At 69.6% G+C, this 26,244-nt stretch carries 25 protein-coding genes and 2 pseudogenes; 24 read left to right on the forward strand and 3 right to left on the reverse strand.

Annotated elements, in window-relative coordinates; all coding sequences use genetic code 11:
- Positions 1-329: 329 nt before the first annotated feature.
- Positions 330-1,781, forward strand: a complete 1,452-nt coding sequence (locus IE255_RS14155) for an MFS transporter (protein ID WP_190050574.1) — start codon at positions 330-332, stop codon at positions 1,779-1,781.
- 81 nt (positions 1,782-1,862) lie between these two features.
- Here the strand turns inward: IE255_RS14155 and IE255_RS14160 are convergent, their stop codons facing one another.
- Positions 1,863-2,888: an Lrp/AsnC family transcriptional regulator gene (locus tag IE255_RS14160; RefSeq protein ID WP_190050575.1), complete on the reverse strand. Its 1,026-nt coding sequence runs from the start codon at positions 2,886-2,888 to the stop codon at positions 1,863-1,865.
- Between the two features lie 293 nt (positions 2,889-3,181).
- Here IE255_RS14160 and IE255_RS14165 point away from each other — a divergent pair, with 293 nt between their 5' ends.
- The 21 genes and pseudogenes from IE255_RS14165 (at position 3,182) to IE255_RS14265 (ending at position 22,880) form a co-directional block, all read left to right on the forward strand.
- Entirely contained in the window at positions 3,182-4,030 is an 849-nt protein-coding gene (locus IE255_RS14165) for an SAM-dependent methyltransferase (protein ID WP_229906395.1), read from the forward strand.
- A 363-nt stretch (positions 4,031-4,393) separates the two neighbouring features.
- Positions 4,394-5,785 carry an FAD-dependent oxidoreductase gene (locus IE255_RS14170; RefSeq protein WP_190050576.1) on the forward strand — a complete coding sequence of 464 codons (1,392 nt, stop codon included), beginning with the start codon at positions 4,394-4,396 and terminating at the stop codon, positions 5,783-5,785.
- 167 nt (positions 5,786-5,952) lie between these two features.
- Positions 5,953-7,176 carry an acyl-CoA dehydrogenase family protein gene (locus IE255_RS14175; RefSeq protein WP_190050577.1) on the forward strand — a complete coding sequence of 408 codons (1,224 nt, stop codon included), beginning with the start codon at positions 5,953-5,955 and terminating at the stop codon, positions 7,174-7,176.
- A gap of 49 nt (positions 7,177-7,225) precedes the next feature.
- Positions 7,226-7,705: a PhzA/PhzB family protein gene (locus tag IE255_RS14180; RefSeq protein WP_190050578.1), complete on the forward strand. Its 480-nt coding sequence runs from the start codon at positions 7,226-7,228 to the stop codon at positions 7,703-7,705.
- A gap of 70 nt (positions 7,706-7,775) precedes the next feature.
- On the forward strand, positions 7,776-8,960 hold the full coding sequence (locus IE255_RS14185; RefSeq protein ID WP_190050579.1) for a 3-deoxy-7-phosphoheptulonate synthase: 1,185 nt from the start codon (positions 7,776-7,778) through the stop codon (positions 8,958-8,960).
- 47 nt (positions 8,961-9,007) lie between these two features.
- A complete protein-coding gene (locus IE255_RS14190) occupies positions 9,008-9,631 on the forward strand; it encodes an isochorismatase family protein (protein WP_190050580.1) in 624 nt (207 codons plus the stop codon).
- Positions 9,628-11,541, forward strand: a complete 1,914-nt coding sequence (locus IE255_RS14195) for an anthranilate synthase family protein (protein WP_190050581.1) — start codon at positions 9,628-9,630, stop codon at positions 11,539-11,541. Before IE255_RS14190 ends, IE255_RS14195 begins: the two co-directional genes overlap by 4 nt.
- Positions 11,531-11,914 (forward strand): hypothetical protein, encoded by a 384-nt coding sequence (locus tag IE255_RS14200; RefSeq protein WP_190050582.1) that lies wholly within the window; start codon positions 11,531-11,533, stop codon positions 11,912-11,914. The genes IE255_RS14195 and IE255_RS14200 overlap by 11 nt, the downstream gene beginning before the upstream one ends.
- Positions 11,899-12,732 carry a PhzF family phenazine biosynthesis protein gene (locus IE255_RS14205; RefSeq protein ID WP_190050583.1) on the forward strand — a complete coding sequence of 278 codons (834 nt, stop codon included), beginning with the start codon at positions 11,899-11,901 and terminating at the stop codon, positions 12,730-12,732. Before IE255_RS14200 ends, IE255_RS14205 begins: the two co-directional genes overlap by 16 nt.
- A 10-nt stretch (positions 12,733-12,742) precedes the next feature.
- The gene (gene phzG / locus IE255_RS14210) at positions 12,743-13,381 is read left to right on the forward strand and encodes a phenazine biosynthesis FMN-dependent oxidase PhzG (protein WP_190050584.1); all 639 of its coding nucleotides are present in this window, start codon (positions 12,743-12,745) and stop codon (positions 13,379-13,381) included.
- Positions 13,382-13,410: 29 nt separating this feature from the next.
- Positions 13,411-13,962, forward strand: coding sequence for a flavin reductase family protein (locus IE255_RS14215; RefSeq protein ID WP_190050585.1), 552 nt, complete (start codon positions 13,411-13,413; stop codon positions 13,960-13,962).
- Positions 13,963-13,970: 8 nt separating this feature from the next.
- Positions 13,971-14,585, forward strand: coding sequence for an NAD(P)H:quinone oxidoreductase (wrbA, locus tag IE255_RS14220; RefSeq protein ID WP_190050586.1), 615 nt, complete (start codon positions 13,971-13,973; stop codon positions 14,583-14,585).
- A 127-nt stretch (positions 14,586-14,712) separates the two neighbouring features.
- Positions 14,713-15,906, forward strand: coding sequence for a methionine adenosyltransferase (metK, locus tag IE255_RS14225; RefSeq protein ID WP_190050587.1), 1,194 nt, complete (start codon positions 14,713-14,715; stop codon positions 15,904-15,906).
- Position 15,907: 1 nt separating this feature from the next.
- Positions 15,908-16,876: a carbohydrate kinase family protein gene (locus IE255_RS14230; protein WP_190050588.1), complete on the forward strand. Its 969-nt coding sequence runs from the start codon at positions 15,908-15,910 to the stop codon at positions 16,874-16,876.
- Positions 16,873-17,808 carry a methylenetetrahydrofolate reductase [NAD(P)H] gene (metF, locus tag IE255_RS14235; RefSeq protein ID WP_190050589.1) on the forward strand — a complete coding sequence of 312 codons (936 nt, stop codon included), beginning with the start codon at positions 16,873-16,875 and terminating at the stop codon, positions 17,806-17,808. The genes IE255_RS14230 and metF overlap by 4 nt, the downstream gene beginning before the upstream one ends.
- Positions 17,805-19,124, forward strand: a pseudogene (gene aroA / locus IE255_RS14240) (3-phosphoshikimate 1-carboxyvinyltransferase). The gene metF and the pseudogene aroA overlap by 4 nt, the downstream one beginning before the upstream one ends.
- Positions 19,121-20,305 (forward strand): chorismate synthase, encoded by a 1,185-nt coding sequence (gene aroC, locus IE255_RS14245; RefSeq protein WP_190050590.1) that lies wholly within the window; start codon positions 19,121-19,123, stop codon positions 20,303-20,305. The pseudogene aroA and the gene aroC overlap by 4 nt, the downstream one beginning before the upstream one ends.
- Complete coding sequence (locus tag IE255_RS14250) at positions 20,302-20,943, forward strand: shikimate kinase (RefSeq protein WP_190050591.1); 642 nt, start codon at positions 20,302-20,304, stop codon at positions 20,941-20,943. The genes aroC and IE255_RS14250 overlap by 4 nt, the downstream gene beginning before the upstream one ends.
- Positions 20,940-21,686 carry a VOC family protein gene (locus IE255_RS14255; RefSeq protein ID WP_190050592.1) on the forward strand — a complete coding sequence of 249 codons (747 nt, stop codon included), beginning with the start codon at positions 20,940-20,942 and terminating at the stop codon, positions 21,684-21,686. The genes IE255_RS14250 and IE255_RS14255 overlap by 4 nt, the downstream gene beginning before the upstream one ends.
- A gap of 393 nt (positions 21,687-22,079) precedes the next feature.
- Entirely contained in the window at positions 22,080-22,325 is a 246-nt protein-coding gene (locus IE255_RS14260) for a hypothetical protein (RefSeq protein ID WP_190050593.1), read from the forward strand.
- A 72-nt stretch (positions 22,326-22,397) separates the two neighbouring features.
- The gene (locus tag IE255_RS14265) at positions 22,398-22,880 is read left to right on the forward strand and encodes an SAM-dependent methyltransferase (RefSeq protein WP_190050594.1); all 483 of its coding nucleotides are present in this window, start codon (positions 22,398-22,400) and stop codon (positions 22,878-22,880) included.
- An 83-nt stretch (positions 22,881-22,963) separates the two neighbouring features.
- Here IE255_RS14265 and IE255_RS14270 read toward each other — a convergent pair.
- Together IE255_RS14270 and IE255_RS14280 are read right to left on the reverse strand one after the other, a co-directional pair.
- Positions 22,964-23,335, reverse strand: a pseudogene (locus IE255_RS14270) (trehalase-like domain-containing protein); the annotation flags it as partial.
- 322 nt (positions 23,336-23,657) lie between these two features.
- Positions 23,658-24,233, reverse strand: coding sequence for a TauD/TfdA family dioxygenase (locus IE255_RS14280; RefSeq protein ID WP_190050595.1), 576 nt, complete (start codon positions 24,231-24,233; stop codon positions 23,658-23,660).
- Positions 24,234-24,401: 168 nt separating this feature from the next.
- Here IE255_RS14280 and IE255_RS14285 point away from each other — a divergent pair, with 168 nt between their 5' ends.
- Positions 24,402-24,869, forward strand: a complete 468-nt coding sequence (locus tag IE255_RS14285) for an NUDIX hydrolase (protein WP_190050596.1) — start codon at positions 24,402-24,404, stop codon at positions 24,867-24,869.
- A gap of 6 nt (positions 24,870-24,875) precedes the next feature.
- Positions 24,876-26,069 (forward strand): helix-turn-helix domain-containing protein, encoded by a 1,194-nt coding sequence (locus IE255_RS39160; protein WP_229906397.1) that lies wholly within the window; start codon positions 24,876-24,878, stop codon positions 26,067-26,069.
- Positions 26,070-26,244 lie beyond the last annotated feature (175 nt).

Here is a 26,244-nt window from a genome sequence, read left to right on the forward strand (position 1 = left end):
GGGGACTCCAGCGTGAAGTGATCACGCACGGCCGCTCCAGTCGCGACGGCGGACTGGAGCATTTCTTCCATCGAGGGCGCCCTGTTGAAGGAACCTCACACCGCGCGCCCGGCCTCATGCGCGGACGACGGTGTCGCCGACGACGTACGCGCACTCGGCGTGGTGTGGGAAATCGACACCAGGAGTGACCCCGATGGAAGGAATCCGCCATCTCCCGGCTCTGGCTGGAGCACCCCGTTTCCCCGCCCCACGCTGAGTCGTGGTCGGCCCCGAGGCCCTGCTCGCCGGGGCCGGGCCGGCGTGTCGACAACGGTGGAGAGGAACCCTCGATGACTGCTGAGCGTGTGCTGACGCCGACTCCCGCGGCGTACCGATGGCGGTGGCTGGCGCTCACCGCCCTGCTGCTCGGTGAGGCGATGAACCTGTTGGACGCGACCATCGTGCAGGTCGCCGCACCGAAGATCCACGCTGATCTGGGCGGGTCGGTGTCCGACATCCAGTGGTTCACAACCGCCTACACCCTGCCGTTCGCGGTGCTCTTGATCACCGGCGGTCGGCTGGGTGACATCGCCGGACGCAAGCGACTGTTCGTAATCGGTGTCACCGGATTCATGGTCGCGTCCGCCGCCTGTGCCGCAGCGCCCACGGTAGGGCTTCTGATCACCTTCCGGGCGGTGCAGGGAGCCGCGGCGGCCGTGATCATCCCTCAGACCATCGGCCTGATCAAGACGATGTTCTCCGGGCCCGAGATGTCCAAGGCCCTCGGCAGCATCGGGCCGGTGATGGGCCTCGCCGCCGTCTGCGGGCCGGTGCTGGGCGGCGTGCTCACCCACGCCGACCTGTTCGGCTCCTCGTGGCGTGCGGCGTTCCTGGTGAACATCCCCGTGTCGCTGGTCGTCCTCGCGATCTCGCCCCGGCTGATGGAGAACCGCGCCCCTAGGCGGCCCAGCCTCGACGTGACCGGCACGCTGCTGGCCATGGTCGGCATCGGTCTCGTCGTCTACCCGTTGATCGGCGCCGACCTGACCGCCCTGTCGGGCTGGAGCTGGGCGGCCATCGCGGCCGGGTTGTGCCTGATGGCGGTGTTCACCGTGCACCAGCGTGCAGTGGCCGCCGCCGGGCGCAGCCCGCTGGTGGAGCCGAGCCTGTTCGCCCACCGTGGTTTCCCGGCCGCCCTGGTGACGTCGATGTCCTTCTTCGCCGTCACCAACGGTCTGATGATGGTCATCGTGCTTCAGCTCCAACTCGGCCTCGGTACAGATGTGCTGAAGGCTGGGCTGACCCTCGCTCCGTGGTCGGTGGGCCTGGCCGTCGCCTCCTGGGTGGCCGGCGCCCACTTGGTCAGGCGCTACGGCCACCGCATGATGTCTCTCGGGCTGGCTGTTCTGCTGGTTGGTCTGCTCGCCGCCGTCGCCGTCTATCACGCGGCGGACCCGCACAAATATCCGACACTGCTGCTGTTCGCGCTCGGGATCGTCGGACTCGGGGTCGGCCTGTTCAGCCCGGCCTTCTTCACCATCGCCCTCAAGCCGCTGCAGCCGCAGGAGATCGGCTCGGCCGCCGGTCTGCTGAACGCGGTCCAGCACTTGGGCGCCACGCTCGGGGTGGCGGTCCTCGGCAGTGTCTACCTGGGCAGCGCCGATGACGGCGGTGCGCCGGCCGCCCTGCACGCTGTCCAGATCGCCTTCTGGGTCGCCGCGGCGCTGGTCGTGGCCAGCTTCGCGACCAGCCGGATGATGGTCGACAAGAACGCTCCGGCCGACGCAGGAGCGGGACATTAGCCGAGCACTTTCCCGCAAGGTGTGTGCGGCGGCCTCCGGGCCGCCGCTTCGGCGTGCCTGTGGCTTGTGGGCCACAGGACATCAGATCCGCGTGCGGGCCGGAGCGGGGGGCATTCTGGTGCGGGCCAGATCCGTGATGATGGGGCTCGCCGCTTTGAAATTCTGCAGGACCGGGCTGGTTTCGAGGGTGTGGATGGCGTCCAGGGAGCCCAGCCTCCGGGCCAGGTAGTGGTGCAGGTCGGCGGGGTCGCGGCACAGAGCCTGAGCCACCAGGTTGGTGGGGCCTGTCGTCGCGGCGACGTAGGCCAGTTCGTCGTGGCCGGCCAGTGTCGTCGCCACGTTCTCCAGGTGCGCCGGGCTCACCGACATCCAGAGCAGCGCCCTGGTGTTGGCGCCGAAGTGGCCGGTGTCGACCTCCACGTCGAAGAAGATGGCGGCGCCCGCCTGGAGATCCGCGAGACGACGCGCCACGGTGACCGGGGACCAGCCTGTCGCCTGGGCCAGCTCCGCGTGGGTGGCCCGTCCGTCCTTCTGTAAGGCGACCAGCAAGGCAGCGTCGCCTTCGGCGAGTTGGCGCGGCACGGGCACGTACGAGGTGTCGGCCGCCTCGTGCTCGCGCAGGACGCGCTGCTGCTCCTCGTCCAGTGTGTCGGCGCTGCGGCGCCAGTTCGTCGGACCGCCGAGGTAGGTGTGCAGGATGCAGTGCGCGGACACCGCGGTGATGTTGTTGGTGCGCGGAATGTCGCGCAGCAGCAGGGAGTTGCCGTTGCCCGCGCCGGGCTCGGTCGGCGTGTGGATGATCGCGACGATTTCGGTGCCGCCGGAGGTGAGTTTCACCCACGAGGTGTCCTGCCGGCGTACGAGCGCGTAGGCCAGGTCCTGAGCGGAACTCGCCGCCGCGGTGAGCCGTACGAGCCACTGCGTCTGACCCGCCTGATGGGGGTCCGGCAGTCCAACGACCCGTAAGGACGCCTCGGTGCGCAGCCGGCGGTAGCGACGGGCGACGGTCTGCGGCGAGACGTCGAGGGCGGCGGCGATCTGGCTGAAAGGTGCGCGGCCGTCGATGTGCAGTGCGTGGATCAGTGCACGGTCCAGGTCGTCCAGCATGCACACATCCTTCAGTAGAGGCCTGCTCCGTGGAATAAAGTTGAAGATAGCGCAGAGCACGCTACCATCGCAGCCGCAAGGCCCCAAGAATTCCATCAGTTCACCGCTCGGGTGAGAGAAGCCCGGGCATGGTGGGGGCATGTGCAGCGAACGGGTGGGCCATCTCTCGGCTCCCTTTCACGCCCCATCTACCAGGCAGTATTCAGCAATTTCGACGGAAGTTCCGTGTGCGGCGGTGGCCTACGTAGTCCCGCATCTTTTCGTTGAATTGAGCTCTTCTTGGGGAGGATTTTATGATGGAAGTGAAGGCACCCTCGGTCGGAGTGGGGCAGACCGCGCTCTTCATCGCCTGGATGCGGCAACTGGAAAGCGAACGTCGGGATGCGCTGTTCCGGGATCCGCTCGCCGCCGCGATGCTCTCGACGCTCTCCGAAGATCCGGTTCTGGCCGACGTGGCCGAGGTGATCAAGCAGACGCACCGAAGCGCGCAGGGCTTCCCCACGTACTTCGCGGTGCGCACGAGGTTCTTCGACGACGGGATCCTCGCCGGGGTCGGCACCGGAATCCGCCAGGTCGTCACGCTCGCCGCGGGGGTGGACGGCCGTACGGTACGGCTGGACCTGCCGGCTGGGACCCGTTGGTTCGAGGTGGAGCTGCCCGAGATGACGCAGTTCAAGGACGCCCTCATCGCCCGCTCCGGACTGCCCCTGGCGTGCGAGCGCCGAGGCGTCGCCGCCGATCTGCGCGAGGACTGGCAGTCGGCCCTGCGAGCTGCGGGTTTCGACCCGGCACAGCCGACGGTCTGGCTGGTCGAGGGCCTGCTGATGTACCTGACCAATGCGGCCGGGGAAGCCCTTCTCGCCGGCCTCACCGAGCTGTCCGCGCCGGGCAGCCGGCTCATGCTGGAGCACCTCAAGGCGGCCATGCTCGAGGAGGAGGGCAGGCCCGTGCGCGAACGGGTCGAGGAACAGGGCGCGCGCTGGCTTTCCGCACGCGACGACCTCGAGGGGTGGCTCGGCGGCCACGGCTGGCGGACCCAGGTGTACGCCGGCGACGACCCGCGCATCGGCCATGGGCGCAAAGTGGCCCCGCTCCCGGCCTGTTGGCTGGCGACCGCGGCGCTCACGGGCCAGGAGCCCTGAGCGAAATACTCTCGGGTGTGGCCGGTAATTCGGAATCCTGCATTCCACGGCCGACCCCGGAAATTCTCGCCATCTCCGGGATATTGGCCGAGACGCGCCGTGTGGCGCAGGTTTGCGGTAGGAGCCGTACGGGGAGATCGCCCGCATATGATCATCTGCGGTGTCTTTATCGGCGTTCCATCGCCCTGTTCATCGGGCGGATCGGTGACGGATTTTGATCCCCTTGCCTGTTGCTTACCGAAACTTTCCGTTCCAATGTCCGGAACGTGGGGTTCCCCCGGGAATTATGTTGCCCTCCTCTTTCGCGGGCCCATCCGGGAAATACCGCCCCGTCACTCGCCTCACGGACAGTAGAGGATTCGCATGTCTGACGACACCGCACGCACACAAGACCCCAAGGAGCCGCGTGCCCGCGGTGGCGGCCACTGCGTGGTGCTCGGGGCCAGCATCGCCGGCCTCTTCGCCGCCCGGGTGCTGTCCGACACGTTCGACCGGATCACGGTGGTGGACCGGGACGCGCTCACCGAGACGGACGAGAATCGGCGCGGTGTGCCGCAGGGGCGACACGCCCACGCGATCCTGCCCGCCGGCACTCGGGGTCTGCAGGAGATGTTCCCCGGCCTGCTCGAGGAGTTCGAGTCAGGTGGGGTCCCTGTCGTCCGAGAACCCACCGAGATGCACTTCGCGCCCGGCGGCCACCTGCTGTGCCAGGAGGGCCGTTACGTCGACCCCACCCCCACCTACCAGCCGACCCGGCCCCAGCTGGAGGGACAGGTCCGTACCCGGGTGCGGGAGTTGCCCGGTGTGAAGATCATCGACCGGTGCGAAGCCGCGGGGCTGCTCAGCACTGCGGGCGGAGCGCGCGTGACGGGTGTCCGCGTGGTGGAGCGCGAGGGCGGGGCGGCGCGGGAACTGGCCGCCGACCTCGTGGTCGACGCGACCGGCCGCGGCGGACGTACCACCCGCTGGCTGGCCGACCTCGGCTACGAACCGCCGCGCGAGGACAGGATCGCCGTCGACATCAAGTACGTCAGCCGCACCCTGCGGCTCGCGCCGGGCGCCCTCGGTCGCCGCAAGGTGGTGATCGTGGGGGCCGAGCCAGGCCGGCCGACCGGTGCGACCTTCCTCCAGCACGAGCAGGACCGCTGGATGCTCACCCTGATCGGCTACGGCGGACACCATCCGCCGACCGACCCCGCCGACTTCCTGGAGTTCGCCAAGCCCATCGTGCCCTCCGACGTCTTCGAGGCCCTGTGCGGCGCCGAACCTCTCGACGACCCGGTCGCCCACCGCTACCCGGCAAGCGTGCGCCGCCGTTACGAACGGCTGGAAAGGTTCCCCGGCGGGCTGCTGGTCTTCGGCGACGCGATCTGCAGCTTCAACCCCGTCTATGGCCAGGGCATGTCGGTGGCCGCGCTCCAGGCCGCCGCCCTGCGGGATTGCCTTGGCCAAGGGCGTGACCGGTTGCCGTACCGCTTCTTCCGGGCGGCCGCCCGCCGGATCGAGGTGGCCTGGCAGATGGCCGTCGGCAGCGACCTGGCCCTCCCCCAGGTCGAGGGAGACCGGCCGCTCCCGGTACGGCTGACCAACGCCTACTTCGAGCGGCTGCTGACCGCCGCCGAGCGGGACCCGGCGCTCACCCGGGAGTTCGTCAAGGTCAGCTCCCTGCTCTCCTCACCCCTGATCCTCCTCAACCCCGTCACTGTCGGCCGGGTCGTGCTCGGCAACCTGCGCCGCCCCGCTCGACAGCGCTGAGAAATCGGAATTCCGAAAACGCGGCACGAGAACGCTCCGCGTGGCTGAAAGCTGCCAATTTTCGGCATTCTGAATTCCCGGTGAATCGGAAATAGCACCCCTTGACTTCCCGGTTTTCAGGCCCCTAGCGTGCTACCCGACGAGAAACACGAAAGGAATGATTCGGAATGTCGAATTCCACGATCTCTGTCGATTCAGTCGCGAGCGAGGTGCTGATTCCCGACCGGGCGGAGCTCGTCGCACGGGCCGAAGGTCTGCAGGAACTCCTGTGGAAGGACGCCGTCGAATGCGAGCGTGAACGGCGCGTTTCCGACCGGGTTGTCGCCGCCATGACCGAGGCCGGGCTGCTTCGGCTTCAGACGCCGCGGCGGCTCGGCGGCTACGAGACGGACATGCACACCCTGCTCGACGTCGCCACCGCGCTCGGCCGGGGCTGCCCGTCCGCCGCCTGGATCGCCGGGGTCCTGAACGCCGGCAACTTCATGGCCGCCCTGTTCCCGGCGGCAGCCGGCGACGAGGTCTGGCGCGACACCCCGGACGCCCGCTGTGCGCTGGTTCTCGGGCTGCCCTCACCGGCTGTCGAGCCGGTCGACGGCGGTGTGATCGTCAGTGGCGAGTGGGCGTACGTCTCCGGCTGCCTGCACGCGCAGTGGGTCAGCGCCCTGATCGCCGTCCCCACCGAAGCGGGCCGGCCCGATGTGCGCTTCGCTCTGATGCCGGCCGACGAGGTCGCCATCAAGGACACCTGGTACTTCGCCGGTATGCGCGGCACCGGCAGTAACACCGTCGTGGCCGACCGGATCTTCGTACCCGACCGCCGACTGGTGCCGTACCTGCCGATCCTCAACGGCGAGACCGACGGCGTCGTCGATCCGGCGCTGCCCTACCGCAACAGCCTGACCGGCCTGTTCTCCATCGGGCTGATCGGTGCCCTGATCGGTGGCGCCGAGGCGGCTCTCGACTTCGTCCGCGACAAGGGCCACACCCGTCCCGTGGCCGGTTCCACCTACCGGAACCAGACGCAGTCGCCGACCTTCCAGCTGGACCTCGCCGACGCCACCTCGAAGATCGACATGGCGAAGCTGGTGGCCGCACGCATCGCGGACACCGTCGACGAACTCGCCCAGGCCGGCGTCAACGCCGACCTCACCCTCAGGGCCCGCAACCGGCTGGAGTCCACGCAGGTCGGACGGCTGTGCAGGGAGGCCGTGGACACCCTCCTCACCGCCCACGGCTCCTCCGCCTTCAACGAGTCCAACCCCCTCCAGCGGCTCTGGCGCGACATCAACGTCGGCAGCCGGCACGCCGGCTTCGGCATGGGCATCCCCGAGCAGGTCTACGGCCGGGCCCTCGTCGGCGGCGACCCGCGCGACATCAGCTTCATCGTCTGACCCTCCCACCCTCCAACCCATTCCTCACCCCACACAGCAGAGGACGTCCATGTCAAAGCCTCGAATACCCACCGACCAGACCGAACTGCGCGCCCACAACCGGGCCATCGTCGAGCAGTACATGAACACCCGCGGCGAGGACCGGCTCCGGCGCCACCTGCTGTTCACCGAGGACGGCACCGGCGGCCTGTGGACCACGGAGAGCGGCGAACCGATCGTCATCCGCGGCCGAGACCGGCTGGGCGAGCACGCCGTCTGGTCGCTCAAGTGCTTCCCCGACTGGGTCTGGACCAACGTCGAGATCTTCGACACTCAGGACCCCGACCGTTTCTGGGTCGAATGCGACGGAGAGGGAGACATTCTTTTCCCCGGATATCCCGACGGATACTACCGCAACCACTTCCTGCACTCGTTCCTGTTCGAGAACGGGAAGATAAAACAGCAGCGCGAGTTCATGAACCCCTGTCAGCAGTTCAAGGCCCTCGGAATAGAAGTACCGCGCATCGAGCGCGAAGGGATCCCCACCTGATCCGCCGGCCTGAACGCGCGGTATGCCATGACCCGAACGTAAATCCTCTCCACTTCACGGGGGCACTGTCGTGGGACACGCACTTACTGAAATCCAGCGGGCCAAGGCCCTGCAACAGCCCGATTGGCCCGACCTCGGACAGGTCCGGCGGGTGCGGGAGATCCTCAACTCCCGCCCGCCGCTCGTCAGGTTCGACGACGTCCACACCCTGAGGTCGCTGCTCGCCTCTGTCGCCGCGGGGGAGGCACTCGTAGTGCAGTCGGGAGACTGCGCCGAGGACCCGGAGGAGTGCACGCCGGGGCACGTACGGCGCAAGTCGGCCGTCCTCGACCTGCTGGCCACCACGCTGAAGATGCTCACCGGCAAGCCCGTACTGCGCGTCGGACGGATGGCCGGCCAGTTCGCGAAGCCCCGGTCGAACGACTTCGAGCAGATCGGTGACCTGGCGCTACCCGTCTACCGCGGGCACATGGTCAACAGTCCGGACCCCGACCCGGAGGGCAGGCGCCCCGACCCGCTGCGCATCCTCACCGGGTACATGGCGGCCGCCGACATCGTGGAACACCTCGGCTGGCGCGCCCCGGCGCTGCGCACCTGGCCGGGCATCGAACCCCTGGTGTGGACGAGCCACGAGGCGCTCCTGCTGGACTACGAGGTCCCGATGATCCGCGAACTCGGCGACTCCACGCGCTGGCTGGGCTCCACGCACTGGCCGTGGATCGGTGAGCGCACCCGCCAACTGGACGGCGCCCACGTCGACCTGCTGTCCGATGTGGTCAACCCGGTCGCCTGCAAGGTCGGCCCGAGTGTGACCCCCGAAGAGATCACCTCGCTGTGCCGGCGCCTGGACCCGCTGCGCGAGCCCGGCCGCCTCACGCTGATCTCCCGCATGGGTGCCGACGCAGTCGGCGAACGACTGCCGTCCCTGGTCGCGGCGGTCCGCTCCGCGGGCCACCCGGTGATCTGGCTGTGCGACCCGATGCACGGCAACACCATCACCGCACCCGGCGGCAGGAAGACCCGCCTGCTGCCCACCATGGCCCGCGAGGTTCAGGAATTCGGCCACGCGGTCGCGGCGGCCGGCGGGGTGGCCGGAGGGCTCCACCTGGAGACCACCCCGGACGACGTGACGGAGTGCGCCGTGGACGTCTCGGCACTCGGCCGGATCGGCGAACGGCACACCACCTTCTGCGACCCGCGCCTCAACTCCCGGCAGGCCGTCTCCCTGGTCACTGCCTGGGCCGACACCCTCTGACCCACGCCCCGCCGACGCGGCCACTCCGCTGGAAAGGAGCTGATCCCATGGCCGGCCTACCCCCCATAGAGTCGTACCCCCTGCCCACCGACGATCGCCTGCCCGAGAACGTGGCGGGCTGGACCCCGCATCCGGACCGCGCCGTCCTGCTCGTCCACGACATGCAGCGCTACTTCCTCCAGGCGCTCCCCGACCCCCTGCGCGGCGAACTCCTCCACAACGCCGCCGCGTTGCGCAAGCGCGCCACCGCCCTCGGCGTCCCGGTGGCGTACACCGCGCAGCCCGGCCGGATGACCGACGAACAGCGGGGCCTGCTCAAGGACTTCTGGGGCCCCGGCATGCGCACCGATGCGGCCGACCGCGAGGTGGTAGCGGAACTCACGCCCGCCGAGGGCGACTGGGTGCTCACCAAGTGGCGCTACAGCGCCTTCTTCCGCTCCGACCTGCTCGAGCGTATGCGGGCCGCGGGCCGCGACCAACTCGTGCTGTGTGGCGTGTACGCCCACGTCGGCGTCCTGGCCACCGCACTGGAGGCGTTCACCAACGACATCCAGACCTTCCTCGCCGCCGACGCCCTCGGCGACTTCTCCGAGGCCCACCACCGACTGGCCCTGGACTACGCGGCCCAGCGCTGCGCGGTGGTTCTCCCGTCCGCGGAGGTGTTCATATGAGCGCGTCGCACGGCCAGAACCCCCGAAACCCCGGCGATCTGCTGGGCCGTGTACTGGACCTTCAGGCACCCGCATTCGCTCTGCTACACCGTCCGGAGAGCGGCGTCCCCGACACCGTGGACGTCCTGGTCGGCGACGTGACGCTGCCAGAGACCCTGGCCGACATTCCTCTCACCGATCAGCCGACGCCCGACAGCGCGGGGACCGAGCACGATGTCCTGGTCGTAGCGCCCTACCGGCAGATCACCGAGCGCGGCTTCACGGCTCCCGACGACGGCGCACCCCTCATCGCCCTGTCCGTCATCAGCCAGGACCGGGTTTCCGTGCCAGAGCTCCTCCTCCGGCTCCCGGACGCGCCCACCTCCGTGACCGCCCTCGGCTTCGACATCGACGACGAGCAGTACGCCGAAACCGTGCGCCGCATCATCACGGACGAGATTGGCACCGGCGAGGGCGCCAACTTCGTCGTCAAACGCTCCTTCCTGGCCGAGATCAGCGGCTACTCACTCCGCGACGCGCTCGTGTTCTTCCGCCGGCTGTTGGTACGGGAGCAGGGCGTGTACTGGACCTTCGTCATCCACACCGGTGACCGCACCTTCGTGGGAGCCACCCCCGAACGGCACATCTCGGTGAGTGGCGGGACCGCGGTCATGAACCCGATCAGCGGCACCTATCGCTACCCGCCGGCCGGCCCCACGCTGGAAGGCGTCACCGAGTTCCTCGCCGACCGCAAGGAGACCGACGAGCTGTACATGGTCGTCGACGAGGAGCTGAAGATGATGGCCGGCGTCTGCGAGGGCGGCGGCCGTGTCCTGGGCCCCTATCTCAAGGAGATGGCCCGGCTGGCCCACACCGAGTACTTCATCGAGGGACGCACCGACCGGGACGTGCGCGAGATCCTGCACGAGACGTTGTTCGCCCCCACCGTCACAGGCAGCCCGCAGGAGAGCGCGGTCCGGATCATCCGCAAGTACGAGCCCGAAGGCCGCGGTTACTACAGTGGTCTGGCCGCGCTGATTGGTCGGGACGTGGGCGGTGAGCGATCCCTCGACTCTGCCATCCTCATCCGCACCGCCGACATCGACACCCACGGCCGAGTACGGATCGGGGTCGGCGCCACACTGGTCCGACATTCCGACCCACTGTCGGAGGTCGCCGAGACCCGCGCCAAGGCGTCCGGGCTCCTCAGCGCCCTGGAGAACGGACGTGCCCAGCGTTACGGCACCCACCCGGACGTCTGCGCGGCCCTGAGGCAGCGCAACAACGGCATCGCCCGGTTCTGGCTCGACGAGAGCGCCAGCCGACGGCCCGCAGTGACCGGGCTGGAGGGACTGAGTGCCCTGATCATCGACGCGGAGGACACCTTCACCGCCATGATCGGGCTTCAACTCCGCTCTCTGGGACTAAATGTGACGGTCCGTCACTTCGATGACCCCTATGCCTTTGGTGACCATGACCTCGTTGTGATGGGCCCGGGGCCGGGGGATCCCCGCGCGGCGGACGCCCCCAAGATTCGCAGCCTGCGCTCAGCGATCGACTGCCTGCTGGCCGAGCAACGGCCCTTCGTCGCCGTGTGCCTGAGCCACCAGGTGCTCAGCCTCGCCCTCGGCCTCGACCTGATCCGCCGGGACGTTCCGAACCAAGGCGTGCAACTGGAGATCGACCTGTTCGGCAGCCGGGAACGCGTCGGCTTCTACAACACCTTCGCCGCCCGCAACGACGAGGACAAACAGGACATCGCCGGGATCGGCGCCGTGGAGGTGAGCCGTGACCCGGAGACCGGCGAGGTACACGCCCTGCGCGGGCCCGGCTTCGCCTCGATGCAGTTCCATGCCGAGTCGGTGCTCACCGTCGACGGGCCGCGCATCCTGGGCCGCACGATCCAGGAGGTACTGGGCCGTGCGGGTTGACATCGCCTGGTGGGACCTCGACGGAACGCCGCAGACCATCGACTCCCTCCGGGAACACCTGAGGGACGGCGCGGTCGCCGCGTGGAGCGACGTACCGGGTCTGCGGCTGAAGTTCTGGATGGCGGACCGGCAGCGCAACCGGTGGGGTGCGGTGATGCTCTGGGAGGCGGACCGTCCCGCGGACCTGCCGCCCAACCGGGCCGCGCAGCTGATCGGCCGACCGCCCACCCACCGCACTCGCTTCGACGTCGAAGCCACGGTCGAGGGCATGCACATGCTGCCCCAACTCGGCGGACTTGGGCCCGTGTTCACGGCACCCACCTCAGCACCCGTGCGAATTCCGGGGGACATATCACCGTGCACGAATACATAGTCGTCGACGCCTTCGCCCGCACCCCGCTCGAAGGCAATCCCGTGGCGGTCTTCTTCGAAGCCGCCGATCTGACCACAGGCCTGATGCAGCGCATCGCCCGCGAGATGAACCTCTCCGAGGTCACCTTCGTCCTGCCGCCCGAACAGGGCGGAGACGCCCGCATCCGCATCTTCACCCCCGTCAACGAGCTGCCGTTCGCGGGCCATCCGCTGCTGGGCACCGCGGTGGCGCTGGGCCGCACGCTCAAGGAGGACCGGCTCCGGCTGGAGACCGCCATGGGCGTCATTCCGTTCGAAATATCGGACGAGGACGGTGTGTCGACCGTACGGATGCAACAGCCCGTCCCCACCTGGGAGCCGTACGCACACTGCGAGGAACTCCTGGCGGCGCTCGGCGTCGAACAGACCGTCGCGCCCGTGGAGATCTACCGCAACGGCCCCCGGCACGTCTTCGTGGGGCTCCCGACCGTCACGGCACTGTCCGCTCTCCGGCCCGATCACCGCGCACTCGGCCGCTTCCCGGACATGGCCGCCAACTGCTTCGCCGGCGCGGGCATCCACTGGCGGACCCGTATGTTCTCGCCCGCCTACGGCGTGGTCGAGGACGCGGCGACGGGCTCTGCCGCCGGCCCCCTCGCCATCCACCTGGCCCGGCACCGACTCGCCGCCTACGGGCAGCACCTGGAGATCCTCCAGGGCGTCGAGATGGGCCGTCCGTCCCTCATGCTCGCCACCGCCGAGGGCGCCGGCGAGACGGTCCGGTCGGTCGAGGTCGGCGGACACGGCGTCGTCGCCGCCCGCGGCACCCTCCACGTCTAGCGAGGAACGCGTGAACAGCAGCCGATTCGAAAGCCTCACCGGCGAAGTCGACCTGGACTTCCCCGAGTACGACGATCCGCCGGCCGAGCCGATGGCCCTCGTCCACCAGTGGATCACCGAAGCGACCGCACGCGAGGTGCGCGAACCACGCGCTCTGGCGCTCGCCACCGCCGACAGCCGGGGACGGGCCTCCAACCGCATCGTCTCCGTCACCGACATCACCGCTCGCGGACTGGTGTTCGCCAGCCACTCCACCAGCCAGAAGGGCCGGGAGATGACCGCCACCGGCTGGGCGTCCGGCCTCCTCTACTGGCGCGAGACGGGCCAGCAGCTCGTCCTCTCCGGCCCCGTGGCCCAGTTGAGCGACGCCGACTCCGACGCCCTCTGGTCCGGCCGCCCGATCCCCATGCACTCCATGTCCGCGGCCTCCCGGCAGAGCGAACCCCTGCGGGACGTGGCCGCCCTGCGCGCCGAGGCGGACCGCCTAGCCGCCCCAGGAGCCCCGCTGCCGCGCCCCGCCCGCTTCGTCGGATACCTGCTCGCCCCGGTCGCCGTGGAGTTCTGGTGCGCCGACTCGGACCGACTGCACCGCAGACTGCGCTACGACCGCCACGACCACGGGTGGCATACCAGCCACCTCCAGCCCTGACCCACTCGCCACCCGGAGGTGATCGCCTCATGAAAGGCTCAGCAGGCACTACCGGCGCAGCTCTGACGCACGCCTTGTCCAGGGTTCCCGGACCGGTGACCGTGGTCACGACCGTCGACGGCACCGGGCGGCGCCGGGGGTTCACCGCGACCTCCTTCAGCTCCCTGTCCCTGGATCCGCCCCTCGTCCTGGTCTGCCTGAACAAGACCGCCAGCACCCACGGGGCGTTCACGTCCGCCGACCGCTTCCTGGTCAACCTCCTGGCCCATGACCAGGAGGAGGTCGCGCTCCGCTTCGCCCGATCCGGCGTCGACCGGTTCGCCGAAGGAGACGTCGAAGGGGACATCGTGCCCTGCGAGCTGGGCCTGCCCGGCTCGCCGGGAGCGTGCGCCCGGGTCGCCTGCGCCCTGCACGCCGTCCTGGACGGAGGCGACCACAGCATCCTCGTCGGCCGCGTCCTGGACACCCACGTGGACGACGACCGCACGCCGCTCGTCCACTACGACCGCACGTTCACCCACCCGGCCGCCGCACTCGACCTGCCGGATCCGCTCCTGTCCCTCCACCTGGCGGACTGGTGAGAACCGGCATGGCCACCGCTGTGAAGGTCACCGTCGTCTACTACTCCGCGACCGGCCATGTCACCGACATCGCCCGCGAGATCGCCGACACGGCCGAGAAGGCCAGCGCCGAGGTCCGGCTCCGCCGGGTCGCGGAACTGGCCCCGCAGGAAGTCATCGCATCCCAGCCCGCGTGGGCAGCCAACGTGGCGGCGACCGCCGGCATCCCGCTCGCCACCGTCGAGGACGTCGTCTGGGCCGACGCCGTCCTCATGGGGTCCCCGACCCGGTTCGGCAACATCGCCGCCCAGCTCAAGCAGTTCCTCGACACCCTCGGCGGTGCCTGGAAGAGGGGCGAACTGGCCGACAAGATCTACAGCGGCTTCACCTCCACGGGCAGCCCGCACGGCGGCAACGAGTCCACGCTGCTCGCCCTCATGCACTCCTTCCACCACTTCGGCGGCATCGTCGTCGCCCCAGGGTTCACCCACCCGGACAAGTTCGTCGACGGCAACCCGTACGGCACCGCCCACCACGACGCGGGTGGCACCGTCCCGGTCGGCGACGTCACCCGCAATGCGGCCCGCGTCCAGACCGAACGCGTGGTGCGCCTCGCCAAGGCCCTCACCGCCGCCACCCTCTGACCCTCACCTCCCCCCCAGCAGGGCCGGAGAGTTCCGACATCCCCCGGGGAGCTCTCCGGCCCGACACCTTCACCCCCTCTCGTACGACCCTTCACAGCCAGCAGCCGCTGCGACCCCAGGGAGAGCCATGTCCCGCCGCCTGTTCACCCCGGAGTCCGTGACCGAGGGACACCCCGACAAGATCGCCGACCGGATCAGCGACACCATCCTCGACGCCCTGCTCACGGAGGATTCGCGCTCGCGGGTCGCCGTGGAGACCCTGATCACCACCGGACAGGTGCACGTCGCCGGTGAGGTGGCCACCACCGCGTACGCGGACATCCCCGGCCTGGTCCGTGACGCCGTCCTCGACATCGGCTACGACGCGTCCCAGAAGGGGTTCGACGGACGGTCGTGCGGGGTGTCCGTCTCGATCGGTGCGCAGTCCCCGGACATCGCGCGGGGGGTTGACGGCAGTGGCGCGGAGGCGGACCCGCTGGACGCCCAGGGCGCGGGCGACCAGGGCCTGATGTTCGGGTACGCCTGCGACGAGACACCCGAACTGATGCCTCTGCCCATCCAGTTGGCCCACCGGCTGTCGTACCGCCTCTCCCAGGTCCGCAAAAAGGGCATCGCGCCCTATCTGCGCCCGGACGGCAAGACCCAGGTCACCGTCGAGTACCTGGGCAGCCGGCCGGCCCGCCTCGACACGGTCGTCGTCTCCGCGCAGCATGCCGCCGACGTCGACCTGGACGGTCTGCTCACTCCCGACATCCGCAATCACGTCGTCGAACACGAACTGGCCCGGCTGGCGGCCGACGGCATCAAGCTGGACACCGAGGGCTACCGTCTTCTGGTCAACCCGACCGGCCGCTTCGAGATCGGCGGTCCGATGGGTGACGCCGGCCTGACCGGCCGTAAGATCATCATCGACACGTACGGCGGCATGGCCCGCCACGGCGGCGGCGCCTTCTCCGGCAAGGACCCGTCCAAGGTGGACCGCTCCGCGGCGTACGCGATGCGCTGGGTCGCCAAGAACGTCGTCGCCGCCGGCCTCGCCCGCCGCTGCGAGGTCCAGGTGGCGTACGCGATCGGCAAGGCCGAGCCGGTCGGCCTGTTCGTCGAGACCTTCGGTACCGCCGCCGTGCCGTACACAGCGATCGAGCACGCCATCCGACAGGTCTTCGACCTTCGCCCGGCCGCCATCATCCGCGACCTCGACCTGCTCCGCCCGATCTACGCCCAGACCGCCGCGTACGGCCACTTCGGCCGCGAGCTGCCCGACTTCACCTGGGAGCGCACCGACCGGGTCGACGCCCTGCGCGAAGCGACCGGGGTCTGACATGCGGATCGCAGTCACCGGTTCCATCGCCACCGACCACCTGATGACGTTCCCCGGCCGCATCGCCGACCAACTGCTCGCCGACCGCCTCGACCACGTCTCGCTGTCGTTCCTGGTCGACACCCTGGAGATCCGCGACGGAGGAGTGGCCGCCAACATCGCGTACGGCCTGGCCCAACTGGGCCACCGCCCGCTGCTGGTGGGGGCCGTGGGCGCGGACTTCACCCCGTACGGGCAGCGGCTGTCCGCGCTCGGCGTGGACACCTCCGGTGCCCACGTCTCCCGCACCCGCCACACCGCCCGCTTCCTGTGCACCACCGACCCGGACGGCAACCAGATCGCCTCCTTCTACCCGGGAGCGATGACCGAGGCCACCGACATCGACCTCGCCGACGTCGTACGCCGGGGCGGAGGCGTCGACCTCGTCCTCATCGGCGCCGACGACCCGGCCGCGATGCTCCGCCACACGCGCGCGTGCCGCGCCCAGAGCATCCGCTTCGCCGCCGACCCGTCCCAGCAGCTGGCCCGGCTCGGCGACACCAAGATCCGCGAACTCGTCGACGGCGCCGACCACTTGTTCACCAACGAGTACGAACACGCACTGCTGCTCGCCAAGACAGGCTGGACCCGCGCCGACGTCCTGCGTCGCGTCGGCGTGTGGGTCACCACCCTCGGAGAGAAGGGCAGTCGCGTCGAACGCGCGGATGAACCCGTGCTCGACGTCCCTGCCGTCCCGACCGCCGAGGCGGCCGACCCGACAGGCGCCGGAGACGCCTTCCGCGCCGGCTACCTGGCCGCCCTGGCCGCAGGCGAGGACACCGCCCGGTGCGCGCAGTCGGGCTCGGCACTGGCCGCCGAGGCCCTGTCCCGCATCGGCACCCAGACCTACACCACGAGCCCGACCCGACTGCGTGTGCTGACGACCGCAGCGTACGGACCGGAAACCCCGCCAGGAGGTGACACGGCATGACGGCTCCCGCCCTGGTGGCCGAGCGGGCCCGCAAAGACCCCGCCAAACTGATCGCGGCAGGTCACCGCTCGTACTCCTTCGAGTTCTTCCCGCCCAAGACCGGCAAAGGGCAGCGCGCGCTGTGGGACGCACTGCGCCGCGTCGAGCCCCTCAACCCGTCCTTCGTGTCGGTGACATACGGCGCCGGCGGCACCTCCCGCGAACGCACCACGGCGCTGACCCAGCGTATCGCCGAGGACACCACGCTGCGCCCGGTGGCCCACCTCACCGCTGTCGAGCACTCCATGGCCGAACTGCGCGCGATCATCGGCCGCTACGCCGATGCCGGCATCCGCGACATCCTCGCCCTCCGCGGAGACCCACCCGGAGACCCGCAGGGCCCGTGGATCCCCCACCCCCACGGCCTGCGGCACGCGGCCGAACTGGTCGAACTCGTCCGCCAGTGCGGCACCTTCAGCATCGGAGTCGCCGCGTTCCCGGAACGCCACCCCCGCTCACCCGACTGGGACACCGACATCCGCCACTTCATGGCCAAGTGCCGGGCCGGCGCCGACTACGCCATCACCCAGATGTTCTTCCGCGCCGAGGACTACCTCCGGCTGCGCGACCGACTCGCCGTCGCCGGCTGCGACACCCCGGTCATCCCGGGCATCATGCCCGCCACGCGCTACGAACAGATCGCCCGCTTCGCCCTCCTCAGCAATGCGACCTTCCCCGACGACCTCGCGCTGCGCCTGCGGACCGCTCAGTGCGACCCCGGCGAGTCCCGCCGCATCGGAGTCGACCATGGCACCGAACTCGCCCAGCGTCTGCTCGACGAGGGCGCCCCCGGACTGCACTACATCACCCTCAACCAGTCGTCCGCCGCCATGGACATCCACCGCGGACTGCGCCTGCCCGCACCGCCCCGCAACCCGGAGGCGTCCACATGACCACGGATACTGTGCCGCCCGGCACGACGACGACTCTCACCGCTCGTATCCCCGGCTCCAAGAGCCTGACCAACCGGCTGCTTCTGCTCGCCGCAGCCGCCGAAGGCACGAGCCGGATCCACGCCCCGCTGGTCGGCGAGGACACGCTCGCCTTCCGCGACGCGCTGACGGACTTCGGCATCCGTGTGGGGGCCGGCCCGCTGGAGGAGTACTGGGAGGTGACGGGAGCGGGCCGGGGCCCGACCGGCCGGGCCCGTCTGTGGTGTGCGGACGCCGGTACGGCAGTCCGCTTCCTGCCGCCCTTCGCCGCCACCGGCCGCGGCACCTTCCTCTTCGACGGATCCTCCCAACTGCGAGCCCGACAGACCGCAGCGACCTCTGCTGGAGGCGCTGCGTGGACTGGGAGCCGACATCGAGGCGGGTCCGGGCGACGGGCTTCCGCTGCTGATCCGCGCCGTAGGACTGGCCGGCGGGGAGATCTCGGTGGAGTCCTCCCCGAGCAGCCAGTACCTCAGCGGCCTTCTGATGGCGGCACCTCTGATGCGCAACGGACTCCAAGCCCGCGCCCCCGGCCTGGTCAGCCGCCCCTACGTCGACATGACGCTGGCGCTGATGCGGCGCTACGGCGCCGACGTCGCCGAGGAGGGGGACGGCAACCTGCGGGTCGAACCGGGGGCGTACACGGCCACCGACACGGTCGTCGAACCGGACGCCTCCACGGCTTCGTACGTCTTCGCCGCCGCAGCTGTGACGGGGCGCACGGTGACTGTGCCCGGCCTCGGCACGGGAAGCCTTCAGGGCGACCTCCGCTTCGTGGAAATCCTCGCGAAGGCGGGCGCCGAGGTGCGCGTGGACGCGGCCGCGACCACGGTGACCGGAACCGGACGACTGCGCGGGGGCTTCGCCGTCGACATGGGTGACATCTCGGACACCTTCATGACCCTCGCCGCGATCGCCCCGCTGGCCGACGCGCCGATCACGATCCACGGCATCGGACACGCGCGCCTGAAGGAGTCCGACCGCATCGCTGCCGTCGCGCAGAACCTGCGGGCCTGCGGCATCGACACCGCACAGGGTGCCGACTGGATCACCGTGCACCCGGCACGCCTCGCCCCACACGCATCGCCTGTTACCGCGATCATCGCATCGCGATGGCCTTCTCGGTGCTCGGCCTCACCGTGCCTAGCACGCTCACCCTGGATGACCCGCGCTGTGTGGCGAAGACGTTCCCGGGACTCCACCACGAGCTGCGGCGGCTCTTCCCCTGGTACGAACTGCCTGCCGGTAAAGATGAGTTGATCGAGGAGCACCGTTGAGCAGGTTGCGCTGGCTGACCGCGGGGGAGTCCCACGGTCCCGCACTCGTGGCGACGCTGGAGGGTCTTCCCGCCGGCGTGCCGATCACCACGGAGATGGTGGCGGACCACCTGGCCCGGCGCCGGCTCGGCTATGGACGCGGTGCGCGCATGAAATTCGAGCGCGACGAGGTCACCTTCCTCGGCGGCGTCCGGCACGGCCTCACCCTCGGTTCGCCGGTCGCGATCATGGTGGGCAACACCGAGTGGCCCAAGTGGGAGCAGGTCATGGCGGCCGACCCGGTCGCCCCGGAGATCCTCGCGGGTCTGGCCCGCAACGCGCCGCTGACCCGCCCGCGTCCCGGCCACGCCGACCTCGCCGGTATGCAGAAGTACGGCTTCGACGAGGCCCGGCCGATCCTGGAGCGGGCCTCCGCCCGGGAGACGGCGGCCCGGGTGGCGCTGGGCGCGGTGGCCCGGTCGTACCTGAAGGAGACGGCCGGCATCGAGATCGTGTCGCACGTCGTCGAGCTGGCCTCCGCCAAGGCTCCGCAGGGCGTGTACCCGACGCCGGGGGACGTGGAGCGGCTGGACGCCGACCCGGTGCGCTGCCTGGACGCGGACGCGTCGAAGGCGATGGTCGCGGAGATCGACCAGGCCCACAAGGACGGCGACACCCTCGGCGGTGTGGTCGAGATCCTGGCGTACGGCGTCCCGGTGGGCCTCGGCTCGCACGTGCACTGGGACCGCAAGCTGGACGCCCGTCTGGCGGGTGCGCTGATGGGCATCCAGGCGATCAAGGGCGTCGAGGTCGGCGACGGTTTCGAGCTGGCGCGTGTGCCGGGCTCGAAGGCGCACGACGAGATCGTGAACATGCCTGAGGGCATCCGGCGCGTCTCCGGCCGCTCCGGCGGTACCGAGGGCGGCCTGAGCACGGGTGAGCTGCTGCGGGTGCGGGCCGCGATGAAGCCGATCGCGACCGTGCCGCGGGCCCTGCAGACCGTGGACGTGACCACCGGCGAGGCGACCCAGGCCCACCACCAGCGCTCGGACGTGTCCGCGGTCCCGGCCGCCGGTATCGTCGCCGAGGCGGTGGTCGCGCTGGTCCTCGCGGACGCGGTGGCGGAGAAGTTCGGCGGCGACTCCGTCCCCGAGATCCGCCGCAATGTCCAGTCGTACCTCGACAACCTGACCATCCGATGACCGCTCCGACGATCGTGTTGGTCGGCCCGATGGGGGTGGGCAAGTCCACCGTCGGGCAGCTGCTGGCCGAGCGGCTCGGGGTCGGCTACCGGGACACGGACGACGACATCGTCGCGGCCGAGGGCCGGTCCATCGCCGAGATCTTCGTGGACGAGGGCGAGCCGGTCTTCCGGGGCATCGAGAAGCGGGCGGTCCACAAGGCGCTGGCCGAGCACGACGGCATCCTCGCCCCCGGTGGCGGCTCGATCCTCGACGCGGACACCCGTGCGCTGCTGGCCGGCCTGCGGGTCGTCTACCTCTCGATGGACGTCGAGGAAGCGGTCAAGCGCACCGGCTTGAACACGGGCCGCCCGCTGCTCGCCGTCAACCCGCGCAAGCAGTGGCGCGAACTGATGGAAGCCAGGCGTCACTTGTACGAGGGGGTTGCCACGGCGGTCGTCGCCACAGACGGCTGTGCCGCCTGCCAAGTCGTTGACAGGGTCCTCGCCGTACTGGCGGGAGGGCAATGGACGAATTCGCCGCGGAAGCTTCAACGAGTGGAAGGAACCGGCGATTTGTCCGCTCCAGCTGGCGCCCTGACCTGTGGCGCGGCAATGCTGAGTGAAGATCGATTACAGCGACCCGAGGAGAACCGATGAAGATCACTCGTCACCCTGCAGGCGCACCCTGCTGGGCGGACCTCGACACCCCCGACGTCGCCTCCGCCCGCGCCTTCTACGGATCCCTCTTCGGCTGGGAGACCCTCGAGCTCCCCGGCGGGTACGTGAACTTCGTGCTGCGCGGAGAGAAAATCGTGGGCGCGGTGAGGCTCAGGGAAGGGCAGGAGCACTCGGCCGGCTGGAGTGTCTACTTCATGTCGGACGACCTGAACGGGACGACCAAGGCCGTCGAGGAGGCGGGGGGCCGCGTGGTGAGCCCGCCCACGAAGGTGTCGGTCGCCGGCAGCGCAGCCGTCTACGAGGCCCCCGACGGTGCGGTGTTCGGTGCCTGGGAGCCGGACAAGCACACCGGCTCCGGACTGGTGCGCGAGCCCAGCACGCTGTCTTGGTTCGGGCTGAGCACACCAGATGTCGACGGCGCCAAGGCGTTCTACGCCCAGGTCTTCGGCTGGACGGCCGCCGTACCCCCGGCCGGGGGCGCTGTCGCTCACCTGACCTTCGTCGGCGGAGTCGCGGAGTTCGGCGGCATCACGAGCAGGCCCGAGGGCGCCGCTGGCTGGACCCTGCACTTCGGTGTCGCAGATGTCGACAGCGCGTCTGCCACAGCGGTCGCACTGGGCGGCACCGTCGTCTCCGAGCCCGCTGAGGCACCTGGCGTCGGACGCATCGCCGTACTCAAGGACCCTGCGGGTGTGACGTTCGCCCTTGTCCGGCACGCCTGACGGCGGCGGGCCGCCCCGGTGGGCCTGTGATCCCCACCGGGGCGGAGCTGCTCATCGGGACGCTGCTCCTCACCGCCTCGGCACCTTGATCACTTGCGCGCATCCTTCAACCAGCCGGTCCGGCATGGAGGAAACCCGGCAGATCGGCCGCACAGCTCGCGCGTGCCCCGATCTCATGAGCACGATCTCCCTGTCGGTCCAGGACTTTCGTACGCGAAGGGAGGTGGTTCGCCGTGCAGAGCGAACCTCCCAGTCAGTCCTCGCGTGCCGTCGCCCCTCACCCGGGCATGCCGTGACTGCCCACGGCTGAACCTCATCCGGGCGGTTTTCGGGCTCCGGTACGCGTCTTCGAGCCGGAGAACGTCCCAGCCATCCCGTTGAGGTGAACTTGCCATGACGTACACCCAGCTGCCCGACGAACTGCCCACCGAGCTCCAGGAGGCACTGGAGCGCCATGACCTGCGCGACGCCCAGCACCTGCTGGGCCGGCGCGCGCCGCACGTGATCGCTGACGATTTGGCCCGGATGGGCGCCGTGGACGCGGTTGTCACGTTCCGGTTGCTGGGCAAGGACCAGGACAGCCGCCACGTCGCCGAACTGGACCGCCGGGCGCGAGAAATGCTGCGCGCCATAGGCTGACCACAGGGCAGGTCCGCAGCTGCGGACGGCGGCTGCCGAACAAGCGACGCGGTGGGAGAGGAGCGAGCGCCGATGGCAACGTACGAAGTCGAGTCGATCGCAACGGTCGTCGGGGGCCATACTCGCGTTCAGGACGACTACCAGGGCGGGGTCAAATCGATCATCCGACTGAACGACGCCTTCCCGCTCGAAACGCTGCAGGGGATCGAGGAGTTCTCCCACCTCACGGTGACCTGGCATTTCCACCTGGCGCGACCAGAGGACGTTCAGCTCCACGCGCGCAGCCCACGAGGAAACCCGATCTGGCCGGCGACCGGTACTTTTGTCCACCGCAACCACCGGCGCCCCAACCAACTGGCGATCAGCTACCCGCGACTGCTCAGGGTGGACGGCCGGGACCTCCTCGTCACCGACCTGGACGCCGTTGACGGAACTCCTGTCCTCGATGTCGCGCCGTACTTCCAACAGATGGGACCCCGAGGCCCGATCCGTCAGCCAGCCGCGCCGGGCGAGATGCTGGCCACCTACTGGCTTGATGCCTCGAAGCGTCCGTAAGCCGCCCCGCAGTCCCTCGTTGCTCGCAAGAGCGATCATCGGAACCTGCCCGCGGGGATGCGGAAGGGTGCACCACATTGTCCGGCCGTCCTTACTGACACCTCGCCCGCCACGCCCTCGACGATCCGGATCACCTGCGGTGCCCCGTCGCGCGGCGGCATGAAGTCCAGGACGCGGACCGAACCGGCCGGTGTGCGCCACACCGATTCGAGAACGAGCGAGTCACCGCAGTACCGGCGCTCGGCGACCACTCCGGAGCCGGACCGGTCAGCATGCGCGGCCGGAGCGATCCGCCAGGTGCTGTGTTTCTGTGTGCCGAGCAGACCGGCGAAGACGGCCGGCGAGTCGAAGCGGGGCAGGCACAGCCAGTCGATCGAACCGTCGTCGCAGACGTGGGCGTTGGTCTGCATGTCGCCGATCAGGCCGTACTGCTCGATACGCGGAAGGCGTTTCATCGTGTGGATCTCCGTAGGCCCCGCGACTCCGGGGACGGCTTCAGGTCCGCCGAAGCGGCCAGGGGCAGTTGGCGATGTGTTGCGAGATCGGAAGCTGTCAAACGACGTCGTTGGTCTTGGGCAGGGAGATTCCGATGGAGTCCGGCGTGAAGCCCTGCTGCATGGGGACGATCGGGTCACCAAGGGCACGCAGGCACAGACGGTCGCCGGAGAAGCCGGCCCGGGCGTGCAGCCAGCGGTGGTTGTCCAGGAGGTACCCCTGGCCCGGCTCGAGGCGCAGGCGCCGCTGGCATCCTGTGATCGCGCGCCGGACGAACGGCAGTTAGGGGTGGACGATCGGGCTCCACCGAGCCAGGCCGTCCTGCCGAAGGCGGACGGATACACGCCCGTCGGTGTGGACGGTGAAGATCTGCGACGGGTGTCCGGCGCCGGCGCCGAAGTAGGCGGTCCGGGGCTTGGAGAGCACGACGGCCGCGTCCCGCCCCTCGGCGCACAGGCTGGCGAGGACATCGTGCCCGTCGGCCAGCAGCACCTCACCGCCGTCGTCGGCGGGGCGCAGGCAGACGAGCAGCATCAGCCGCGGCGGATGGGGCACGCCGGCGCGTTCCGTGTGTGCCTCCAGCTCGCCGTGACCGAGTCCGGCAAAGCCGACGCGGTGCGCATGGGTGCCCGTGTCGTAGATGGCGGTGAGCCCGTCGGGGCCGCTGTGGGGGTGCGGCGCGATCCGCATCAGCCGTTCGGCGAAGGCGAGTACCGCTTGGCGGGACAAGAGCCCGTCGACGGTCACCAGGCCGGTGTCCTGGAGCCGGGCAGCGCAGGCATCCGCAGCGTGCGGTGCTCGGACGTCAACGTAGTGGGACGCGAAGAGCGTGGCGGAGCGAGCGGGGGCAACGCGCATCGACGTGCTCCTTGGATCGGCTTCTGTGCGGACAGACTGGGAAGTCGCCGGGGCCCGGGTAAAGCGACTGATTGTCGACTCGGGCAAATCGCCCAGCTCAGGCGCATGTTGTGCGCACCGTGCTACGTTCCGAGAGCCGGGATCACACACCCCAGGACGAGGACCGCGATGACGTACACGCCGCCCCTGTGGCCTGTCTCCGTGAAGGGCGTTGCCCTCGACGCGCAGCATCGCGTGCTGTTGCTCAAGAACGAGCGCGAGGAGTGGGAACTGCCCGGCGGGCGCCTGGAGATCGGGAACTCCGATGGCGCTGTGCCCACCGATGACAGCCCGGAGTCGGCGGTGGAACGAGAGATCCACGAAGAGACCGGCTGGGTGGTGAAAGCCGGACCTCTGATCGACGGAGGCGTGTGGATCTTCGAGCCCATCCCCGGCCGGAAGGTCCTGATCGTCACCTATGGCTGCACGGTGCTCACACCCGATCAACCGCCTGTCGTCAGCCATGAACACAAGCAACTCGGCATGTTCACCGCCGAGGAGGTACCGACCCTCAACATGCCAGAGGGCTACAAGCGGGCCGTGGCCACGTGGTACCGCCGCGACGCCGTCGGCCTGGACGACTACGAGCGGATGTAGCCAGCCGTGGTCGGGGGAGAGTTCGCAGGGGGCCCAAGTCGTGACGCCGTTGGATCCCGCCCATCGGCGGTGCATGCCCAGTGGCACTGGGCGACACCGCAGGCCCAACTCGTACTGGCGACAGGGGATCTGGCCCCCATCCTGCGCTTCTACAGGCGGGTGCACGGACTGAACCAGACCGAGCTCGGTGAACTCCTCGGCTACGACAAGACCTACATCTCCGCGCTCGAACTCGGGAAGCGCAGCCTGGACGACGTAGGGTCCCGGCGCCGTGTCTGCGAGTATCTGCGCCTGCCGCCGCACGTCCTCGGAGTCACGGACGTGGCCGGCACCGACCACCGGGCCATGGTGCAGTTCGGCGAGTCCACCGTCCGGCTCGCCGAGATCGCCAGGCAGTCCGGACACGCAGCCGAGGCTGTCTCCGAGCTCTGGCCGCTGGTCGCCCGGCTCGAAGCCCGTGTCGAGGACGGGCACACCGAGCGAGACGTCCTCCACCTGCTCGCCCGTGCCCGAGTAGGGCTCGGCGTCGCGCTGGGCAACGTCCTCCCGGAAGAGAGACTGGGTACGGCGGCCCGTTGGACCGCCAAGAGCCTGGATCTCGTGGAGTACTTCAAGGAGCCGGCGCTGACGTCGTACGCACTGCGGATGCACGGGAACGAACTGCGTAAGGCACGTCTCGTCGGCGCCGCAGTGGAACGTCTTTGCCGCGCCGCTGCCCTCGCGCCGGACGACGACACCCGTGCCGCCGTTCTGCCGCTGTTGGCCCGGGCGGCCGGCGCGTTGGGCAACGGGGAGCTGTTCGACCGAGTGATGCGCGAGACGGAAGACCTGCTCTCCTCGGTGGATCACACCAGTCTGTTCAACCCCTTCTCGCTGCATGAGATCCGGCTTCGGGGACTGATCGCCACTGGACAGGTCGACACGGCCATACGGCTGGTCGAGCACAGCCCGGTGCTCACCACGACGGTTGCGCCCCAGTGGCGGGTGATCGAGCTGGTGACCGTCGCACACGTGCAGCTGCTTGCCGACGACCGCGGCGGCGCGGTGGAGTCCTTGGACATCGCGGTGCGGGAGGCGGTGGTGCAGAGGCTTCCGCACCAGCTTCAGCGCATCATGCGAACGGCCACGGGTCGCCTGCCCGAGATCCACGACACCGCCGCACAGGCTCTGGATCGCATGCGTTGCGAGATGGCGGCCTGACCTGATGGCGTGCTCGCCGGCATCAGCACGTGGGCCCAACACCGTCCCGGTCCTTCGTCGTGTGGAATGTGGAACTCCAGACAACCGGGCCAACTCCTGCGTTCCCAGAGCAGAATTGATGCGCTGGTGATGCATCCATGTGGCATCGACGGGCATGACCTGGGTGTCTGCCGCG

It is taken from the genome of Streptomyces lomondensis, from assembly GCF_014651035.1.
Lineage (GTDB): Bacteria > Actinomycetota > Actinomycetes > Streptomycetales > Streptomycetaceae > Streptomyces > Streptomyces lomondensis.

Bases quoted from the DNA above. Each gene is read 5' to 3' on its own strand.
- IE255_RS14280 (WP_190050595.1), bottom strand. From the start codon at position 24,233: ATGCGCGTTGCCCCCGCTCGCTCCGCCACGCTCTTCGCGTCCCACTAC.
- IE255_RS14190 (WP_190050580.1), top strand. From the start codon at position 9,008: ATGGCCGGCCTACCCCCCATAGAGTCGTACCCCCTGCCCACCGACGAT.
- IE255_RS14285 (WP_190050596.1), top strand. From the start codon at position 24,402: ATGACGTACACGCCGCCCCTGTGGCCTGTCTCCGTGAAGGGCGTTGCC.
- IE255_RS14160 (WP_190050575.1), bottom strand. From the start codon at position 2,888: ATGCTGGACGACCTGGACCGTGCACTGATCCACGCACTGCACATCGAC.
- IE255_RS14265 (WP_190050594.1), top strand. From the start codon at position 22,398: ATGGCAACGTACGAAGTCGAGTCGATCGCAACGGTCGTCGGGGGCCAT.
- wrbA (WP_190050586.1), top strand. From the start codon at position 13,971: ATGGCCACCGCTGTGAAGGTCACCGTCGTCTACTACTCCGCGACCGGC.
- IE255_RS14180 (WP_190050578.1), top strand. From the start codon at position 7,226: ATGTCAAAGCCTCGAATACCCACCGACCAGACCGAACTGCGCGCCCAC.
- IE255_RS14250 (WP_190050591.1), top strand. From the start codon at position 20,302: ATGACCGCTCCGACGATCGTGTTGGTCGGCCCGATGGGGGTGGGCAAG.
- IE255_RS14195 (WP_190050581.1), top strand. From the start codon at position 9,628: ATGAGCGCGTCGCACGGCCAGAACCCCCGAAACCCCGGCGATCTGCTG.
- IE255_RS14155 (WP_190050574.1), top strand. From the start codon at position 330: ATGACTGCTGAGCGTGTGCTGACGCCGACTCCCGCGGCGTACCGATGG.
- IE255_RS14230 (WP_190050588.1), top strand. From the start codon at position 15,908: ATGCGGATCGCAGTCACCGGTTCCATCGCCACCGACCACCTGATGACG.
- metK (WP_190050587.1), top strand. From the start codon at position 14,713: ATGTCCCGCCGCCTGTTCACCCCGGAGTCCGTGACCGAGGGACACCCC.
- IE255_RS14260 (WP_190050593.1), top strand. From the start codon at position 22,080: ATGACGTACACCCAGCTGCCCGACGAACTGCCCACCGAGCTCCAGGAG.
- IE255_RS14170 (WP_190050576.1), top strand. From the start codon at position 4,394: ATGTCTGACGACACCGCACGCACACAAGACCCCAAGGAGCCGCGTGCC.
- IE255_RS14175 (WP_190050577.1), top strand. From the start codon at position 5,953: ATGTCGAATTCCACGATCTCTGTCGATTCAGTCGCGAGCGAGGTGCTG.
- IE255_RS14215 (WP_190050585.1), top strand. From the start codon at position 13,411: ATGAAAGGCTCAGCAGGCACTACCGGCGCAGCTCTGACGCACGCCTTG.
- IE255_RS14165 (WP_229906395.1), top strand. From the start codon at position 3,182: ATGATGGAAGTGAAGGCACCCTCGGTCGGAGTGGGGCAGACCGCGCTC.
- IE255_RS14255 (WP_190050592.1), top strand. From the start codon at position 20,940: ATGAAGATCACTCGTCACCCTGCAGGCGCACCCTGCTGGGCGGACCTC.
- metF (WP_190050589.1), top strand. From the start codon at position 16,873: ATGACGGCTCCCGCCCTGGTGGCCGAGCGGGCCCGCAAAGACCCCGCC.